Genomic DNA, 18,137 nt, shown 5'->3' with positions numbered 1-18,137 from the left:
ACGTGTCGACCGGCGCAACCGGGAAGTAACCGCCCTTCGTGCCCGGACGGTGACCCGTATTGCCGCCTTCGAATTCCATTGACGACGACCACGGCGCTTCTTCCGAACCGATCTTCACGAAGCAGCCCGATTGATCGGCGCTCCAGCGAACCGAGTCGAAAATGAAGAATTCAGGTTCCGGACCGAAGAATGCCGTGTCGCCCAGGCCCGAGCTCTTCAAATACGCTTCTGCGCGCTTCGCGAGCGAACGCGGATCGCGTTCATAGCCCTTGCCATCCGACGGCTCGACCACGTCGCAGGACATCACAAGCGTCGATTCTTCATAGAACGGGTCGATGAAGGCGGTATCGGCATCCGGAATCAGCAGCATGTCCGACGCTTCGATGCCCTTCCAGCCGGCGATAGACGAACCGTCGAAAGCGTGGCCGCTTTCAAATTTGTCTTCGTCGAATGCCGAGACCGGCACCGAAACGTGTTGCTCTTTACCGCGCGTGTCGGTGAAACGGAAGTCGACAAACTTGACGTCCTCGTCCTTGACGAGTTGCATGACGTCGGCCACGGATTTGCTCATTACCTATCTCCTGATTAACAAAATCGACGAACATTTATTCGCCGCCTAACCGATTCGAAACCATCGGCATAGTCAAAAGCAGCTTCCATGCCAACTGCACCATTATTGCGCTAAGCAGTTGAAGCTGCGCGCTTTTTCGGGGAAGCCGCACACACTTTAAAACTTCGCATCTACTGCAGCAAACCCCAAATGCACTTTTTTAGTGCATAGAGGCCAGCAACTCATAACGTTAGCACTGATTCAGGGCGATTCACACTCTGCGCACCTTTTTGATGCGCGTCCATAGTCTTACGTTGCGCGCTTTGATACCACGATCCGCACGCTAGAATGCCTCATTAAAATGTCCGATTGGAGACCTTCGTTCATGAGCACGCTCGAACAGTTGTATTCCCAGGGTATCGGCCGCGCTGCTGAGAATCAGCTTTCCTACGCCGGCGCTGTTCTTCCGGCAGAAGCCTTTGAGCTTCTGCAACTCGATCCTTCTGTGCGCCTTGTCGACGTCCGCACGCGCGCTGAACTGGATTGGGTCGGTCGTCCTGCCATCGATACTGCGCAGTACACGCACATCGAATGGATCCAATACCCGGGGTCCGTTCCAAACACGGCCTTCATCGAGCAATTACGCGAGGTCGCCGCGCCCGATACACCGATCCTGTTTCTCTGCCGCAGCGCTGCACGCTCAAAGCTTGCGGCCGTAGCGGCAGAAAAGGCAGGCTTCACAAACGCCTTCGACCTGCTCGAAGGCTTTGAAGGCGACAAGGACGCCCAAGGTCACCGCAAGACCATTACGGGATGGTGCTTTCGCGGCCTGCCCTGGCTCGGCGCATAAATCGTTGAGCCAGCGCCGGCTCAGTCTTAGTGGCCCGCGCCCGGCTCGACTTCGACTATCTCGCCGCCTAGCGCAGTCACGCCCTCGCGCAGCCGTTCGAACGCCGCATTGGCCGCCTCCGGCTCACCCTTCACGCCGAGATCGATATGGGCGCGCCCGAACACTTCACCGCGCGAGGCATCCCCGACGCTCGGCAAGCTGAAAACGCGCACGCCCGCAAAATCGTGTTCAATGGATTCCATGAGCGGCGTAATCCGCGATTCAGGCAAGCCAAATACGAACAGCGACCGCTCGACATATGGCGTCGCGTGATGCAAATCGGTGTATTTGGTATCGAGCACCCATTCGATCATCGGCCACGCCATGACCGGAAATCCCGGCACGAAATGAACGTCGCCGACCGAAAATCCGGGAATGCGGTTGTAGCTGTTGGGAATGATGCTCGCTCCCATCGGAAACGTTCCCATGTTCAACCGGTGCAGGTTGTCTGGTGCGTTCAGGTCGGCGGGTTTGTCGCCCGCCGTTTCGCGGATGCGCGCGCGAATCAGCTCGGCCGCTTCCGGATGCAGTTCAAGCGGCACGCCCAGTGCCGCCGCCGCGCACTGGCGCGTGTGATCGTCGGGCGTGGCGCCGATACCCCCGGTCGAGAACACAACGTCGCCCGATGCAAACGCCCGCTTGAGCGTGGCTGTAATCCGCTCACGGTCATCGCCTATATATTCGGCCCAATCCAGCGCCAGACCGCGCGCCGACAAAAATTCGATAACTTTTGGCAGATGCTTGTCGGACCTTCGGCCGGACAGGATTTCGTCACCAATGATGATCACGCCAAAGCCCATGAATGCTCCCTGATCTTAGTAATTAGCCGGAGTGTGCAACTCGGCAGCCGCGCCATGATCACTCAGCGCAGGCGCTGTAGCGGTTTCGATGCGCAAGCGCTCGAGCGCATGCAAGCAATAATGTGCAAACCAGAGCGCCGAAAAAACCAGAATAAATGCGTAAATCCAGATGGTCGCCGCGGCGACGATCGGGAACAACGGCAGCAGCCATACTGACCACGCCCACAACATCGTCGGCAGAGACCCCAGCAAACCGCTGACCACACCAATACCAAACAGCGGCCAACGCGAGCGCCGCACGATCGTGCGCCGCTCGTCTGCGCTGGCGTGCATCGCGAGCGCGTCATAAGTCATCACCCGGTACGTCAGCCAACCCCACAGCACGGGCGGAATGATCGCGAAAAATGGCGGAATCAGCCATAGCGGCAGCGTGACGACCAACAGCACGAGGCACACGACGGTAGTGACGACCGAATGCCCGAGACTGCCGTACCACGATCCGCCCCGCCGCATATCAAGCGATGCGTACTGGCGCCGTGTCAGCAGCTTGATCACCGACGGCATCGAAAGCGTCGCGATGAGCAGCAGAATGGTCACCACGATCAACGGGATTGCCATGATCACGATGAAAAACGGCGCGATCACGACATGCAGCGATGAGAATCCGACAGAATCGAAGAGCCGGTACATAGCCGATGTAAATGCCCAGCTGTCGAGCCAGTTGCGCGCAGCGCCTGTCAGCGTTTGCCAGAAAAACCACAAGACAGCGCCCCATGCGACCGTCGCCACGGCGAAGGGCATGAACGTCAGCCAGAGCATCCTCGGATGAAACGCGTTCGCGAGAGCACGCACGAACGAACGCAGCAAGTCATTCATGCGGAGATCGTTTGAGAGAGGAAAAGAAGCTAGGATAAACCAGAGCGCGCATTGCGCGCTGCTCGTCCGGATGGCTAACGCCGGCGTTGCAGAAAACATCGCCGGTTGCAGGCCGACAACACAAATTCAAGCTGCGCGAGAGCGAACTGCCTGCGTCGTGCACCGGTCAGTCCCAAAGAGAGCATCGCCGTGTCAGACTGCAAAAAATTGCGAAAACAGCAAAAAGCTCTCTAGAGAACGGCCCGCTAAACCGCTGTGGCGTCAGAGTCGGACCCGGGCGCGCGCATTGCCCGGTGGGATGCGATGCGTTCTCCGATCCGTTTGAACGCTAGCCAGTGCTGCGCAATAAAACCGTCCCCGTAATCGCGTCCCGGTGCGTCCGGACTGGCCAGTTGATCCCGGATACCGGTCGGCTCGAGCTCGCGATTCCACGACACGCTCCTGAACATCATGTCCCACCACGGCAGCAGTACGCCGAAGTTGCATCCGTACGCCGTACCTTCGTGGCCATATCCGATCGCGTGATGCCGTCTGTGAAACGAAGGGCTGACCAGCAGACGTTCGCCCAACCAGCCGAAATACACGCGGATATTGGCGTGCTGAATACTTTGCATGAGGTTGGTGATCGCGACGAGCACGACGAATTGCGAAGGCGGCACGCCAATCACCAGCGCGATGGCAGCAAAGAAACCCGCTTGCATGATGTCGTCGAGCAAATGGTTCCGGTCGTCGGTCCAAAGCGACATTTTTTGCTGGCTGTGATGAACCGCGTGCAGCTCCCACCAGATACCGATTCGATGTTCCATCCGGTGATACCAATAGCCGGCAAAATCAAGCACAACCAGATAGATTGCGAATGCAACGATGGGTTCAGAGGTGACACCCGGCCAAAGATTGTCGAGCTGGAGGTTCGCTATATTGTGAATCCGCAGCCAGCTTTGAAAACTGTCGAAGAACGGCTGGAAGGTAAAGAAAAAGAACAGATTCAGAATGCCAAGCTTGACGATCCACGTATAGAGCGCGTCTACGCGCACGCCTTTCCTGTTTTCCCATTTCTCCGCCGGACGGAGCGCCTCCAGCGGTCTGAGGATCGCGTACATGACAAGCACTTCGAACACACCCACGATCACCCAATAGAGCGCGTCGTACGTGTCTTCGTCATAGCCCATCAAGCCGACCTTGAACAGGAGCGGCTGCACGACATCGATGTACAGGGATGTCTGAATTGTCGAGACAACCGTGTCCAGCATGGAAATGATGGATTGAAACATGAAACTCCGTAACCGTTACCAGGCGCTGCCGGCAAAGCATCGCCCTTCAACCTCAACGTGACTCGCGACCCGGCCCCTCGCCTCAGCCGCCGTTCGGGCCAAACACCGGCGCCCGGTCGTAAAAATAGATGCCATGCGGCGAACGGCCCACAGCGATTGTCTGTATGAGCTTGCGATTTGTCAGATCAATGATTCCGACTTTCTTCGCGAACCGGAACGTTACCCAAAGATAGCGTTTGTCAGCGGAAAGTTCCATATCGTCCGGACCGGGAAGCAGACCGGTGATGTCGCCGACATTCGTGAGCGAATCTTGGTCAATGACACTGATTGTGCTCGCGACGCGATTTGACACCACGACATGCTTGCCGTCCGCCAGCGAGCGGAAGTTATGCGCGCCGTTCCCGGTCTTGATTGTCTTGACGATCTTCTGGTTACGCCAATCCACCACGGCGACATAATCCGCGCCTGTCATGCCAACCAGCATGTACTTGTCGTTCGGCGTCATCCAGAGACCGGCGGGCACCGGCCCCACCTTCATCTTCCATTTCACGGTCTGCGTTGCCAGATCAATAGCTGCGATCTCGCCGGATACCTGTAGCGAAATGAACGCAGTCTTGCTGTCGTTCGTGAACGCGATATGGCTCGGCATGACCGCGAGCGGGATGCGCTTTGCGATCGAAATATTCTTGCCGTCATAGCGGTAGATGTCCAGCCGGTCGAGCCGCAAGCCGGTTGACACAAACCACTTGTTGTCCGGCGAAAAACCGACCTGATACGGGTCCTCGATATTTTCGACCCAGCGCTGAGGCTTGCCTGTTTTCGGGTCCACGAACATCAGGTTGTTCGACACCGAGTTCGCCACGATCAGCGACGAATTGTCCGGTGTTGCCATCAAATGATGCGGCTCCTTGCCGGTCGGAATCGTGGCCACGACCTGGCGAGTCGCTTCGTCGATGAGACTGAGCGTGGCTTCGCCTGAATTCAGCACGATCACGTTGTTGGCGTAGGCCGGCGCGTGGACGGAAAACGCCGAGAGCAATGCCGCAGTGGCCGCAGTCGCGCGGGAGAAACGAGTACGAAGGCGAGTACAAAGAAAATTGCGCATGAAAACTCAAGTCAGAAATCAGTCGACATTGTAGAACGTTTGCGCTTTTGAGAGGTTGAGCGGACGCAGGTTTTCCACGTTTTGTTGGCAATACCGCGCAAACGCCGGCGCGGTCACGTGCAAAGTTCGATGCCGCAAAAAACATCACCAGTCCACCGGCTCGACAACTGCCCCGAAGAGAAGCAGCCAAGCAACAGTGGAAAACGACGACGAAAATCTACCAGACATCACAAATTTTCACGATTAAATCACTTAGTTTGCAATGCGAACCATTTATCCGGCTCGCCCACTCAAATTAAGAAAGATCGTGTATATCGCCGGCGTTACAACGCGGATGATCCCGAGCTTCTGAGTCCGAAGCGCAGCATGCAGGAAGCTTGTCCAACGCCCAAGCGGGCCAGAATTTGCGAGGCGGGAGATCCTCGTTACCAGGAACGGTCACGTCCAACTCCGACCATCATCCGGACCCAGCGCGACCTGTTCCATCGATCAACCGACAAGTATTTGTCAAATTGTTAGACATCCTTCTTTCATGAATAGAATTTTCAAAGCAGTCTGGAACGAATCTTCCGGTACCTGGGTGGCAGCATCCGAGACTTCCAAATCGCATTCCAAGCGCTCCTCTTCTGCAGGCAAGCTCGCGATCGTGCATGCGGTAATGGTCGGGGGCTTCCTCGTCGGGAGCTCGGCTCAGGCGCAAGCAGTTGACGACTGGGCGGGCGTCGGCTCCGGAAGCGACTCCACTCGCGTTGGGCCTACTGCCAGCGCCAATGGCGAACGTTCAACCGCTGTTGGCTTTGCCGCTGAAGCGGATGGCACGAGATCGAGTGCATTTGGAAATCGAGCAAGATCCACGGGAAGCGGGTCCACCGCAGTCGGTTTTGACGCGCAGTCAGCCGGCAATGGTTCCGTAGCAATCGGAAACTCGTCGGCAGCACAGGGCCTGGCGACAGTGGCCGTCGGCAACTACTCATTCGCGCTTGGCGACAGCAGCGTGGCCCTGGGTGACGGCGCGACCGCTTCCGCAGATCAGGCCGTCGCCTTGGGAGCCCTTTCCAGTGCAACTTCCGCAGGCACCACGGCCATCGGTGCAAACTCTACCGCAAGCGGCGTCAACTCTGCCGCTCTCGGAAACAGCGCAACGGCTGAGGGAGCTTATGCTACAGCCGTTGGCAACAACGCCTCAGCAGTGGGCTCCGATTCGTTCGCAGCAGGAAACTATGCCGCGGCGAATGGCGTCAATGCCATCGCAGTCGGTTCAGATACCGTCGCGGCTGACAACGCCGTCGCTATGGGTTCGGCCGCTGTGGCGAGGACCGACTCCGTCGCGGTCGGCGCGAACGCTACATCAATGGGCGAGAGCGCAGTCGCCCTAGGCAACAGCGCTCAGGCGTCAGGTGCAAACGCCACTGCGACTGGCGCAGATGCCGTCGCCAGCGGCGCCAACGCTGCAGCATACGGAAGCGGCGCCGCGGCGACGGGCGACAATTCGGCTGCAATCGGCAATGCGGCTTTGGCGCAAGGATCCGGCTCGCTGGCCGCAGGAAACTACGCAACCGCAAACGGCGTGAATGCCATTGCGGTCGGTACGAACTCGGGCGCCGCCGACAACGGCGTGGCAGTGGGTTCGAACACTATTGCGACAGCCAACTCTGTCGCGATGGGCGCAAACGCCGTTGCCACGGCCGAAACGTCAGTCGCCGTCGGCAACAACGCCCAGGCGTCGGGCATCAACTCCACTGCGACCGGCGCAAATGCCGCTGCCGGCGGCGCCGGCGCTGCCGCGTACGGAAGCAACGCCGCAGCGACGGGCGACAACTCAGCCGCAATTGGCAATGCGGCTTTGGCGCAAGGCGCCAATTCGGTGGCCGCGGGAACTTACGCAACTGCAAACGGGGTGAATGCCATCGCAGTCGGTGCAAACTCGGGCGCCGGCGATAACGCGGTTGCAGTGGGTTCTGCTGCCGCCGCAAGGGCTAAATCGGTGGCTATCGGCACAAACGCGTCGGCGACCGCGGATAACAGCGTCGCGCTCGGCGCCGGATCGTCGGCCGCCATCGGCGCTCAAAGCGGCTATGCGGCTTTCGGCTTGTCGGCACCGCAAACATCGACCGGCGAAGTCAACGTCGGCGGCCGCACGATCAGCGGCGTTTCAGCCGGCGCGCTGGATACGGACGCGGTCAACGTCGCACAGTTGAAGGCGGTCAGTGACCAGGCAACAGCAGCGGCTGCAACGGCAACTACTACTGCCGACGGCGCAGTCAAATACGACCGCAATACGGACGGCTCGGTCAACCATGACAGCGTGACGCTCGAAGGCACAAGCGGCACCGTGCTCCACAACGTCGCAGCCGGCGTGGATACGACCGACGCAGTGAACGTAGGACAGCTCAACGATGCAATCGGTCAGGTTAACGCATCGGTTGGCGATGCAGTCAACAATGCGGTTGCGAGCGCGGTAAGCAATGCGGTCATCGACGCGAAGGACCCCTTGTTCAGCGCTGACGGTGATCGCAGCGTGGACGCGGCATCGGCAACCGGCACGCTTGCGGTTGCAGTAGGCGCGAAGGCAGTCGCAACGGGCGCTGGATCAGTCGCCATGGGCAATGGCGCTCAGGCTACAGCTGACAACGCAATGGCATTGGGTCAAAACGCACTCGCGAGCGGCACGGGTTCGGTTGCCGTGGGTAACGGCGCCCAGGCAACTGCGGCCAATTCAGTCGCCCTCGGACAGAGCTCTGTCGCGGATCGTGCGAATACCGTGTCGGTCGGTGCGGCCGGCAGCGAACGCCAGATCACGAACGTCGCGGCAGGCACGCAAGGCACTGATGCTGTCAACGTCAACCAGTTGAACCAGAGCGCAGGCAGCACGCTCAAGTCAGCCAACGACTACACCGACTCGAAGACGGAAGGCACGCGTCGCGACGCGTATGCGGGTACGGCGTCGGCCTTGGCAGTCGCGGGTTTGCCGCAAGCAGTACTGCCGGGCCGCGGCATGGTGGCAATTGGCGGCGGCACGTATGGCGGTCAATCCGCAGTCGCGGTCGGCGTATCGCAGCTCTCCGAGAACGGCATCTGGGCGTACAAGGTCAGCGGCACCACGAGCACGCGGGGCCAGTTTGGCGTCTCGGTTGGCGCGGGAATGCACTGGTAAGCCACAGCAGTCAATAAGAGGAAGTGTCGCGGGCATGCAAAACGCCCGCGACATCGAGTTAATGAAAACAACGGATCCGATCAAGAGATGAACTTCACCCTCCGCAATGCAGCGCGTGCACTTCCATTCGCAGCTGCGCTAGTCACAGCCCTTCTCATGTCTGCGTGCGGCACTGGCACTGGCAGTCGTCTTGCCAGCAACGGCGGTCAAGACCAGTTGGTATTTCCGGCTCCGGAATCAGCGTCGAATGTCGGCGGCAGCTATCCGCTTACCGAAACTTTGCGCAAGCTCAAGCCCGGCATGACGAAAAACCAGGTTGCCGGCCTTCTCGGTCGTCCGCAGTTCAACGAAGGGTTCTTCGGCGTTCGTGAGTGGGACTACGTGCTGAACGTCACGAACGACGCCGGCGCACCGCAAATGGTCTGTCAGCTCAAGGCCGTGTTCACCTCGCGCGACGAAGCTCGTAATTTCTATCGGAAATGCGGAGATAACGTGGAAACGCTCACCGGCGGCAAATGGCAAAAGTACGTGTTCACGCCCGTCAGCACAGAAGCCAGCGGGCCGGTAAGCGCCGAAGCCAATGTCTTGACGGCAGCACCGCTTAGTCTTGAAGTCGAAACGCCGGGCGATACGACGAAGTAATTTCGTGAAATCTGCAAAACGCGAGACTTGGCTGTCCGTCAGGTCTCGCGTTTTTTTACCGGCTACCGTTGCATTGATTCCCACACCTTGTACAAGCGCTTGACCGATATCGGCATCGGCGTGCGCAGTTCCTGCGCGAACAGCGACACGCGCAATTCCTCCAGCAACCACCTGTACTCGCCCAATCGCGCATCGGCTACTCCGCCGCGTTGCGCAATAGCCCGCTGATAGTTTTGCAACAGCGGCGCAATCTCTGCCGACAATCGCGCGTCCCGCACCGCGTCCGCTTTCAATTTGTCTATACGGAACGCCATTGCGTTCAGGTATCGCGGGAAATGGGATAACTGCGTGTAAGGCGTATCGATAATGAAGCGCTTGCCAATCAGCGCGTTCAGTTGCGCAACCATATCCGCGTACGGCGCGCCAAACGATTTTGCCTGCGTCAGTTTTTTCGTCACCATTGCGTAGTCCGCAAGGATCTGGCCGGCGAGCCGTGCGATTTCCTGGGCCAGCAACGTCAAACGGCTTTTCCCTTGATCACGCCTTGCGTAGAAATCCACGTCGTTATCAGGAAGCGGATCTTGCAGACACGCACGATCCAATGCCGTTTCGATGATCTGGCTCGCGAGTTCTTCCTGTGAACCTAGCGCCATGTACTGCAACGACATCTCGCGCAAACCGCCAAGATTGCGTTCGAGATAACGGATCGGCTCGCGCAACTGCAACGCGAACAAGCGCCGCAAACCCGCCCGATGAATCCGCGCCGCCTCCTCTGGCGAATCGAACACCTCAACGTCGCAATGTGTTCCCCGATCGACCAAAGCGGGGTAACCGAACAGCGTCTGCCCGCGCCGTCGAATTTCGAGCAGTTCAGGCAGCCTTCCGAAGTCCCAAGTGGTGAGGTTTTCGTATAACGCGGTGCCTGAACTTCCACCTGAAGATTCCGACGCCGCCGCACTTCGCGTGACAGGCGCGGCCGCGTCGCTGCCAATGTCCAGCGTCGCACCCGCCGCGAGCTTCTGGAAATGCTGCTGCGCCTGGCCGCCGAGTTCCGAGCGTAATTGCGCGAGGTTACGACCCATCGCGAGTTGCCGCCCGTGTTCGTCGATGACCTTGAAGTTCATGAACAGATGCGCCGGCAACGATTCGAGCTTGAAGTCCGACGGTTTCATTGCGATTTGCGTCTGCTCGCGGATATCGGCGATCAGCGCTTCAAGCAACCCGCCCGCGCCGAACGTCTTGCCGCTGTGGCGCTCGACCACGCCCGCCGAAAACTCGGGCAACGGTACGAGATGGCGCCGAAGTTTTTGCGGCAACGACTTCAGCAGCAACTGCACTTTCTCCTTAAGCATGCCGCGCACGAGCCATTCTGAACGGCGGGCGTCGACCTGATTCAGGCCGAACAACGGGACGGTCAGCGTCACGCCATCGCGCGGAGATCCGGGCTCGAAGTGGTACGTCAGCGTCATTTCAATGCCGGCCATCGTCATCCGCTTGGGGAACAGGTCGGTCGTGATGCCGGCGGCTTCGTGGCGCATCAGGTCGTCGCGCGAGAGGAACAGCAGGCGCGACGTCCCTTCTTTTTTCTCTTCGTCCCGATACCAGCGCTCAAACGCCGCGCCCGAATAAATGCCCTTGGGAATCAGCGAATCGTAGAAACCAAAGATCAGTTCGTCATCGACAAGCACGTCCTGCCGACGCGATTTGTGCTCCAGTTGTTCAATATCCGCGAGCAACTTGCGGTTGTGCGCAAAAAACGGCAGCCGGGTTTCAAACTCGCCGTCGACCAGCGCGCCGCGAATGAACAATTCGCGTGCGCGTTCCGGATCTTGCTTGCCGAAACTCACGCGACGACGCGCATAGACCATGAGCCCATGCAAGGTCGCGCGCTCATAAGCACTGACTTGCGCGGGCTTCTTTTCCCAGTGCGGTTCGGAAATCGACTTGCGCAACAAATGCGCGCCAACTTGTTCGAGCCACTCGGGCTCGATCTTCGCGATGCATCGAGCATATAGCCGGCTCGTCTCGACGAGTTCGCCCGCCACGACCCAGCGCCCCGCTTTCTTCAACAACGCCGAGCCCGGCCACAAGTAAAACTTGATGCCGCGAGCGCCGAGGAAATAGGGCTCGTCATCGGCTTTCAGGCCGACGTTCCCGAGCAAACCCGTCAGCAATGCAAGGTGAATCTGCTCGAAGGTGGCTTCCGATTCATTGAGCCGCCAGCCATGTTCCCGCACGACAGTCAGCAATTGCGAATGCACGTCCCGCCATTCACGCAAACGCACGTGATTCAGGAAGTTCGCGCGGCAGGCATCGGTGAGTTGCTTGTTCGATTTCTTGTGCGTGATCGCGTCCTCGAACCACGCCCAGATTTTGGTCCATTGAAGGAATTCGGAGCGTTCATCGGCGAACTTCTTGTGCGCCAGATCGGCTTGCTCCTGCGCTTCGATCGGACGGTCGCGCGGGTCCTGAACGGACAGCGCGCTCGCGATGATCAGCACTTCGCGCAATGACTGATGGTCCCGCGCGGCCAGGATCATCCGGCCGACACGCGGATCGAGCGGCAAACGCGCGAGTTCACGGCCAAGCGGCGTGAGCGTGTTGTCGTCATCGACGGCGCCAAGTTCGTTCAGCAACTGATAACCATCGGCAATCGCGCGGCCCGGCGGCGGCTCGAGAAACGGAAACGTTTCGATGGCCGTCAGATGCAGCGACTTCATCCGCAGGATCACCGACGCGAGCGACGAACGCAGGATTTCCGGATCGGTGAACCGCGTACGCAGCGCGTAATCATCCTCTTCGTAGAGACGGATGCAGACGCCGTCGGCCACGCGGCCGCAGCGGCCCGCGCGCTGATTTGCCGAGCTTTGCGAAATCGGTTCGATCTGCAACTGCTCTACTTTGTTTCTGTACGAGTAGCGTTTGATGCGCGCCAGGCCGGTATCGACAACATAACGAATGCCCGGCACGGTCAGCGACGTTTCCGCAACGTTCGTGGAAAGCACGATGCGCCGCGCGTTCGATGACTTGAACACACGCTCCTGCTCCGCCGCAGAAAGCCGCGCGAACAGCGGCAGGATTTCCGTATGCGGCGGATGGTGCTTGCGCAGCGCCTCGGCGGCCTCGCGGATTTCTCGCTCGCCGGGCAGGAATACGAGGACGTCGCCGGGACCTTCGCGGCAGAGTTCGTCGACGGCGTCCACGATGGCTTCCATCAGGTCGCGATCGTTTTCGCGCTGGTTTTTCGGGCGATCTTTCTGAGGCGCGGCTGCGCTCGGGCTGTTTGTCCCCTGCGCCGACTTCACCGCAGCGCTCGTCTCCTCGACCGGCCGATACCGCACTTCAACCGGATACAGGCGCCCGCTCACCTCGATCACCGGCGCGGGTTTTTCTTCGCTGCCGAAGTGCCGGGCGAAGCGATCGGCATCGATGGTCGCCGACGTCACGATCACCTTCAGATCAGGCCGCCGCGGCAGGATTTCCCGCAGATAGCCGAGCAGGAAATCGATGTTCAGGCTGCGCTCGTGCGCTTCGTCGATGATGATCGTGTCGTACGCGGCGAGCAGCGGATCGGTCTGCGTTTCGGCAAGCAAGATGCCGTCCGTCATCAGTTTCACTGATGCGCCGGGGAACAGGTTGTCCGTGAAGCGGACCTTGTACCCTACGACCTCGCCGAACGGCGTGCCGAGTTCTTCGGCAATCCGGCGTCCCGTCGCCGATGCCGCGATCCGCCGCGGCTGCGTGTGTCCGATAAGACCCGATCCGCCTGCACCGAGGCCACGGCCGAGCGCCAGACAGATTTTCGGGAGCTGGGTGGTTTTGCCGGAGCCGGTTTCGCCGCTGACGATAACCACCTGATTCGACTGGATCGCTGCAGCGATCTCATCGCGCCGGGCGGAAACTGGCAGCGTCTCGGGAAAATGAATCGGCGGAATCGGGTTCGGTGCGATCACCCGGGCCGGGCGCGCGGCGTGACGCGCCGGATCGCGCTCGGCGCGCGTGCGGCGCGGGACGTCATCGGGCTTGCGCGGTTGTTTGTCGTCCGGTTTGACACGGTCGCGTACGCTGTCTGGCGCCGAGTGTGGCTGCGGCGCGGCATCACGCCGACCGCCGTTGCGTGTCGCTTCGCGCTCCAAATCGGGCTTTGCCAACGCTTCCGCGGGCGCGCGCGGCGCATTGGCGCGAGGCGCATCGGCGCGCGGCTCGGGTGCGCGAGGCGCAGGTCCCGGCTTAGGACGCCTCTCCTGCGGCGCCGCCGACTTTTCGACGGCGGCGGCTTTTGGAGACTTTTGCGCACGCTCGACGGAAGACGGCTGTGCGCCAATGGTCATGGAAACACCGGCGACTTTGTGAGTCTTATGTTCGGGACGACGCGCAACTTGCTTGTCCGATGGCACTGCCTTCGCAGTTGGCGGAGCGGGAGGTGCGGGAGGCGCAGTAAAAGGAGGCAGCACCGCTTTTTTTACTGCTTGTTCTTTAGGCTGTGTCTTCACGTCGCGGGCGGTGACGGCAACATCATCAGGCGCGGCCGTTTTATCGGACGATCCGACCAATGAGGCCAGCACGGCCAAACCGCCCCGAGTCTCCTTGCGCTGCGCGGACGAAGCGGAAGAATCCGGGGCAACGCCAGGCGAATTCGCGGCACCCTTGGCAACATTTTTTTTCGGAGCGGGTTGAGTAGCCTTCCGTCCCGAATCCGACCCCGCGCCAGGACCGCTCGGCGCACCCCCTGATCCACCCGCAAACCGCCGCGCAGCCGCTTCCTTCTTGCGGTTCACGCCTTCATCGGCGGAATCATCCGGGTCGTTTTCGCCATCGCTTTCGCGCGCCGCGGCGTCGCGCAGCAGGGCTTCACGCAGCTTTTTCAACTGCTCCTGGGGGTCAAGCTTGTCCGCATCGGCGGGACGTTTAAAAGCATTCGGCATAGTGCAGCATTATAATCCCGGCATGAATACTCAGACCGACCTCCCCGCCGCGCAGCCGCCGGTTTCCGCCGAGCCAGAAGCGCCTGATCAACACGCCCAGTTTGTCGACTGGATGCGTTCCGTCGCCCCTTATATCCACGCGTTCCGAAACAAGACCTTCGTGGTCGCGTTCGGCGGCGAGCTGGTGCAGGAAGGCAGGCTGAACGCACTCGTCCAGGACGTCGGGTTGTTGCACGCCATGGGTATTCACGTCGTGCTCGTGCACGGATCGCGACCCCAGGTAGAAGAGCAGTTGAACCTGCACGGCGTGGAGTCGGAGTTTTCGCACGGCTTGCGCATCACCGACGCCCGCGCGCTCGAATCCGCGAAGGAAGCCGCTGGCGAAGTGCGCCTGGACATTGAAGCGGCGATCAGCCAGGGTTTGCCCAACACGCCGATGGCGCACGCGCACATCAGCGTGGTATCGGGCAATTTCGTGACGGCGCGGCCGGTCGGCATTCTGGACGGCGTCGATTTCCAGCACACCGGCGTGGTCCGCAAGATCGACGGCGATTCGATTCGCCACTCGCTCACCAGCAACAAGCTGGTCCTGCTCTCCCCGCTCGGATTCTCGCCAACGGGCGAAGCGTTCAATCTATCGATGGAAGATGTCGCTTCGGCAGCGGCGATCGCGTTGCGTGCCGACAAGATCATTTTCCTGACCGAAACACCGGGCCTCGTCGATGAAAACGGCGAACTCGTGCGCGAAATGTCGCTCGATGACGCTTATCGTTTGCACGAAAGCGGCGAACTGCAGGGCGACGCGGCGTTTTACCTCAAGCACACCATTCGGGCGTGCCGCGGCGGCGTGGCGCGCGCGCACATCATCCCTTACGCGCTCGACGGCAGCGTCCTGCTGGAATTGTTCCTGCACGACGGCGTCGGCACCATGATCTCGTACGAGAATCTGGAAAGCCTGCGGGAAGCCACGCCGGATGACGTCGGCGGGATCCTCACGCTGATCGAGCCGCTGGAAATGGACGGCACGCTGGTGCGGCGTGGCCGGCACCAGATTGAACGCGATATCGATCATTTTTCGGTGATCGAGCACGATGGCGTGCTGTTTGGCTGCGTGGCTCTGTATCCGTACACGCAGGAACGTATCGGCGAAATGGCTTGCCTGACCGTCTCGCCGGAAGCACAAGGCGCGGGCGACGGCGAACGGCTGCTCAAGCGCGTGGAACAACGCGCGCGCGCGCGCGGCCTCACGCATATTTTCGTGCTGACCACGCGCACGGAGCACTGGTTTCTCAAACGCGGTTTTGTGAAGGTGACCGTGGACGACCTGCCTGAAGACCGGCGCCGCCTTTACAACTGGCAGCGCAAATCGCTCGTGCTGATGAAGCAGCTTTAAGCACTCTATTCATAGACGCTTCGGTCCGGTCGCCGCGCAACCCATGCGCCGCCTGAACGAATCGTCCAGATAACCCGCTACAGGAGAATGACAGATGGCCCGAATGGTTCAATGCGCAAAACTCGGCAAGGAAGCCGAAGGACTCGACTTCCCTCCGCTGCCGGGCGAACTCGGCAAGCGGATTTATGAAACGGTATCGAAGGAAGCGTGGCAAGGCTGGCTCAAGCAGCAAACCATGCTGATCAACGAAAACCGCCTGAACATGGCCGATCCGCGGGCGCGTCAGTACCTGCTCAAGCAGACGGAAAAGTACTTCTTCGGTGAAGGCGCGGACACCGCTCAAGGCTATGTTCCGCCAGCGCAAAGCTGAGACGAACTAACGTCCGTGCATAAAAGCCGGTCTTTCGAGACCGGCTTTTTCGTTTCGAACATGCACTTATGAGCCCGTCCTGAATGGCACATGCGGATAGGCGGTTTGCGCATCTTCGTGCATCGTGCTATCATCTCCTTCTTTCCAATAGCAATTCAAAGTCAATTTCTTACGACTGAACGAGAAGCAAAGAGCCTTCCGAGTACCTGAGCCCTTTGCCCTAGGCGTCATTTAAGAGATACCGGCGAGCGATTGTCGAGGCTTCCACGGGTCATGGTCTGTCCGTGGATGTTGTTCCCAAGCCTCTTCGGTTCGAGACACATCAAAGCCGTACCGCCGCGCACCATGCGCCGCGTCTGAACGGGTTTCGGTGCGTCCAGCCATCAATTCACGCAGTACCCTTGAAGTGCCATTTCGCGACCATCGTTGCGAGGCATGGGCTTTGCTCTGAGCATTCCGACGCGTCCGGCGTGCGACCAGCCTCCAGCCTCTTCATGAACTGACGCCTCGCCTCGTCGCGAAACTGCACTTTCCCCCGGCAACGTGCGCAATAGCGCACCCGCCCATCCGTGCATCACCGGATCGGCGACACACCTGGAGCTTCTCTTCATGGCAACACCGAACGACGGCCTCTGGCGACAACCCCAACCCGAAAAAGACTTGTCGCTTGCCGATATCACCATCGTCGATAAAGCCCTTCTCAAGCGCGCTGTCGGCGCCATGGCGATCGGCAATGCGATGGAATGGTTCGATTTCGGCGTGTACAGCTACATTGCGGTGACGCTCGGCAAGGTTTTCTTTCCGTCGAGCAATCCCGGCGCGCAACTGATCGCCACGTTCGGCACGTTCGCGGCGGCATTTCTCGTGCGTCCGATCGGCGGCATGGTGTTCGGGCCGCTGGGCGACCGCATCGGCCGCAAGCGCGTGCTCGCGATGACGATGATCATGATGGCCATTGGGACGTTCTGTATCGGCTTGATTCCTGATTACGGCACCATCGGCATCTTTGCCCCCATTCTTTTGCTGGCTGCTCGCCTGCTGCAGGGCTTTTCGACGGGCGGCGAATATGGCGGCGCGGCGACGTTCATCGCGGAATTTGCGCCGGATAAACGGCGCGGGTTCCTTGGCAGCTTCCTGGAATTCGGCACGCTCGTGGGTTACGTGCTCGGCGCGGGCTGCGTTGCGGTCCTGACCGCGACCATGTCGGAGCAATCGCTGCTTTCGTGGGGCTGGCGCGTCCCGTTCCTGATCGCCGGACCGCTTGGTCTGATCGGCTTGTATATCCGTCTGAAGCTCGAAGAAACGCCTGCGTTCCAGCGTGAAGCCGACAAGCGCGAGACCGAAGCGCACAGCACGCCGAAGGATCAGTTTCGCGACATGCTGGTGAAGAACTGGAAGCCGATGCTGCAATGCGTGGGACTCGTGCTGATCTTCAACGTCACTGACTACATGGCGCTGTCTTATCTGCCGAGTTATCTTTCCGCCACGCTCAAGTTCAACGAAACGCACGGGCTGTTCGTCGTGTTGATCGTGATGGTGCTGATGATGCCGATGACGCTTTTCGCCGGCCATCTCTCCGACAAGATTGGCCGCAAGCCGGTGCTGCTGTTCGGGTGCGTCGGACTTCTGGTGCTGTCCATGCCCGCGCTCACGCTGATCCGCATGGGCAACGTAATGCCGATTTTCAGCGGCATGCTGATCCTCGGCGTGTTGCTTTCGTGCTTCACCGGCGCGATGCCTTCCGCATTGCCTGCGTTGTTCCCGACCAAGATCCGCTATGGCGCGCTCGCAATCGGCTTCAATGTTTCGGTTTCACTCTTCGGCGGTACGACCCCGCTCGTGACGGCGTGGCTGGTTTCATCGACGGGAAATCTGATGATGCCCGCGTACTACCTGATGGGTGCGTCGTTGATCGGAATCGTTTCGGTGATCGCGCTGCATGAGACCGCGAGGAAGCCGCTGAAGGGCTCGCCGCCGTCGGTCGGTTCGCGCTCGGAAGCCCATGCTGTGTTGCGCGGCGCAAAGCAGGCCGCAGAGATGGATGAGCGTTTGCCGGATGCAACCGCTCACGCCTGATTGAGGTCGATCAAATTCAGATAAAGCAAAAAGGCCGTTCCTGGTTGGGAACGGCCTCTTTTTTATTCCGATGGTTTCACTCGACC

At 59.9% G+C, this 18,137-nt stretch carries 12 protein-coding genes and 1 pseudogene; 7 read left to right on the top strand and 6 right to left on the bottom strand.

Features of this window, described 5'->3' with window-relative positions; all coding sequences use genetic code 11:
• A partial coding sequence (locus tag ACFFAR_RS06440) for a glutamine synthetase beta-grasp domain-containing protein (protein WP_375507650.1) occupies window positions 1–571 on the bottom strand: 571 nt, incomplete at its 3' end.
• 364 nt (window positions 572–935) lie between these two features.
• Between ACFFAR_RS06440 and ACFFAR_RS06435 the strand changes: the two genes are divergently transcribed.
• Window positions 936–1,400 carry a rhodanese-like domain-containing protein gene (locus tag ACFFAR_RS06435; RefSeq protein WP_174363403.1) on the top strand — a complete coding sequence of 155 codons (465 nt, stop codon included), beginning with the start codon at window positions 936–938 and terminating at the stop codon, window positions 1,398–1,400.
• A gap of 26 nt (window positions 1,401–1,426) precedes the next feature.
• Here the strand turns inward: ACFFAR_RS06435 and ACFFAR_RS06430 are convergent, their stop codons facing one another.
• The 4 genes from ACFFAR_RS06430 to ACFFAR_RS06415 all read right to left on the bottom strand — a co-directional run bounded on the left by ACFFAR_RS06430 (window position 1,427) and on the right by ACFFAR_RS06415 (window position 5,491).
• A complete protein-coding gene (locus ACFFAR_RS06430; protein WP_174363404.1) occupies window positions 1,427–2,239 on the bottom strand; it encodes a molybdopterin-binding protein in 813 nt (270 codons plus the stop codon).
• 15 nt (window positions 2,240–2,254) lie between these two features.
• Window positions 2,255–3,115, bottom strand: coding sequence for an EI24 domain-containing protein (locus ACFFAR_RS06425; RefSeq protein WP_174363405.1), 861 nt, complete (start codon window positions 3,113–3,115; stop codon window positions 2,255–2,257).
• Window positions 3,116–3,360: 245 nt separating this feature from the next.
• Window positions 3,361–4,386 carry a sterol desaturase family protein gene (locus tag ACFFAR_RS06420; protein WP_174363257.1) on the bottom strand — a complete coding sequence of 342 codons (1,026 nt, stop codon included), beginning with the start codon at window positions 4,384–4,386 and terminating at the stop codon, window positions 3,361–3,363.
• 82 nt (window positions 4,387–4,468) lie between these two features.
• On the bottom strand, window positions 4,469–5,491 hold the full coding sequence (locus ACFFAR_RS06415) for a beta-propeller fold lactonase family protein (protein ID WP_075360480.1): 1,023 nt from the start codon (window positions 5,489–5,491) through the stop codon (window positions 4,469–4,471).
• Between the two features lie 532 nt (window positions 5,492–6,023).
• Between ACFFAR_RS06415 and ACFFAR_RS06410 the strand changes: the two are divergent.
• The 3 genes and pseudogenes from ACFFAR_RS06410 to ACFFAR_RS06400 all read left to right on the top strand — a co-directional run.
• Window positions 6,024–6,662 (top strand): annotated as a pseudogene (locus tag ACFFAR_RS06410) (ESPR-type extended signal peptide-containing protein); the annotation flags it as partial.
• An 18-nt stretch (window positions 6,663–6,680) separates the two neighbouring features.
• Window positions 6,681–8,645: a YadA family autotransporter adhesin gene (locus ACFFAR_RS06405; protein ID WP_375507652.1), complete on the top strand. Its 1,965-nt coding sequence runs from the start codon at window positions 6,681–6,683 to the stop codon at window positions 8,643–8,645.
• Between the two features lie 87 nt (window positions 8,646–8,732).
• Entirely contained in the window at window positions 8,733–9,287 is a 555-nt protein-coding gene (locus ACFFAR_RS06400; RefSeq protein ID WP_075360482.1) for an outer membrane protein assembly factor BamE, read from the top strand.
• A gap of 62 nt (window positions 9,288–9,349) precedes the next feature.
• Here the strand turns inward: ACFFAR_RS06400 and hrpA are convergent, their stop codons facing one another.
• Window positions 9,350–13,618 (bottom strand): ATP-dependent RNA helicase HrpA, encoded by a 4,269-nt coding sequence (hrpA, locus tag ACFFAR_RS06395; protein WP_375507651.1) that lies wholly within the window; start codon window positions 13,616–13,618, stop codon window positions 9,350–9,352.
• 616 nt (window positions 13,619–14,234) lie between these two features.
• Here hrpA and argA point away from each other — a divergent pair.
• From argA to proP, 3 genes are all read left to right on the top strand, one after another.
• Window positions 14,235–15,605: an amino-acid N-acetyltransferase gene (argA, locus tag ACFFAR_RS06390; RefSeq protein ID WP_062000792.1), complete on the top strand. Its 1,371-nt coding sequence runs from the start codon at window positions 14,235–14,237 to the stop codon at window positions 15,603–15,605.
• Between the two features lie 94 nt (window positions 15,606–15,699).
• Window positions 15,700–15,975, top strand: coding sequence for an oxidative damage protection protein (locus tag ACFFAR_RS06385; protein ID WP_061999029.1), 276 nt, complete (start codon window positions 15,700–15,702; stop codon window positions 15,973–15,975).
• A gap of 609 nt (window positions 15,976–16,584) precedes the next feature.
• Window positions 16,585–18,051 (top strand): glycine betaine/L-proline transporter ProP, encoded by a 1,467-nt coding sequence (proP, locus tag ACFFAR_RS06380; RefSeq protein ID WP_174365616.1) that lies wholly within the window; start codon window positions 16,585–16,587, stop codon window positions 18,049–18,051.
• The last annotated feature ends 86 nt before the right edge of the window (window positions 18,052–18,137 follow it).

Origin of the sequence: uncultured Caballeronia sp. (genome assembly GCF_964243625.1) — a bacterium.
Classification (GTDB): Bacteria; Pseudomonadota; Gammaproteobacteria; order Burkholderiales; family Burkholderiaceae; genus Caballeronia.
The sequence above is the reverse complement of the archived record's forward strand: the minus strand, read 5'-3'. Positions and strand labels throughout refer to the sequence as shown.

Excerpts from the sequence above, each read along its gene's own strand:
- ACFFAR_RS06435 (WP_174363403.1), top strand. The coding sequence starts at position 936 with ATGAGCACGCTCGAACAGTTGTATTCCCAGGGTATCGGCCGCGCTGCT.
- ACFFAR_RS06430 (WP_174363404.1), bottom strand. The coding sequence starts at position 2,239 with ATGGGCTTTGGCGTGATCATCATTGGTGACGAAATCCTGTCCGGCCGA.
- ACFFAR_RS06425 (WP_174363405.1), bottom strand. The coding sequence starts at position 3,115 with ATGAATGACTTGCTGCGTTCGTTCGTGCGTGCTCTCGCGAACGCGTTT.
- ACFFAR_RS06420 (WP_174363257.1), bottom strand. The coding sequence starts at position 4,386 with ATGTTTCAATCCATCATTTCCATGCTGGACACGGTTGTCTCGACAATT.
- ACFFAR_RS06415 (WP_075360480.1), bottom strand. The coding sequence starts at position 5,491 with ATGCGCAATTTTCTTTGTACTCGCCTTCGTACTCGTTTCTCCCGCGCG.
- ACFFAR_RS06400 (WP_075360482.1), top strand. The coding sequence starts at position 8,733 with ATGAACTTCACCCTCCGCAATGCAGCGCGTGCACTTCCATTCGCAGCT.
- hrpA (WP_375507651.1), bottom strand. The coding sequence starts at position 13,618 with ATGACCATTGGCGCACAGCCGTCTTCCGTCGAGCGTGCGCAAAAGTCT.
- argA (WP_062000792.1), top strand. The coding sequence starts at position 14,235 with ATGAATACTCAGACCGACCTCCCCGCCGCGCAGCCGCCGGTTTCCGCC.
- ACFFAR_RS06385 (WP_061999029.1), top strand. The coding sequence starts at position 15,700 with ATGGCCCGAATGGTTCAATGCGCAAAACTCGGCAAGGAAGCCGAAGGA.
- proP (WP_174365616.1), top strand. The coding sequence starts at position 16,585 with ATGGCAACACCGAACGACGGCCTCTGGCGACAACCCCAACCCGAAAAA.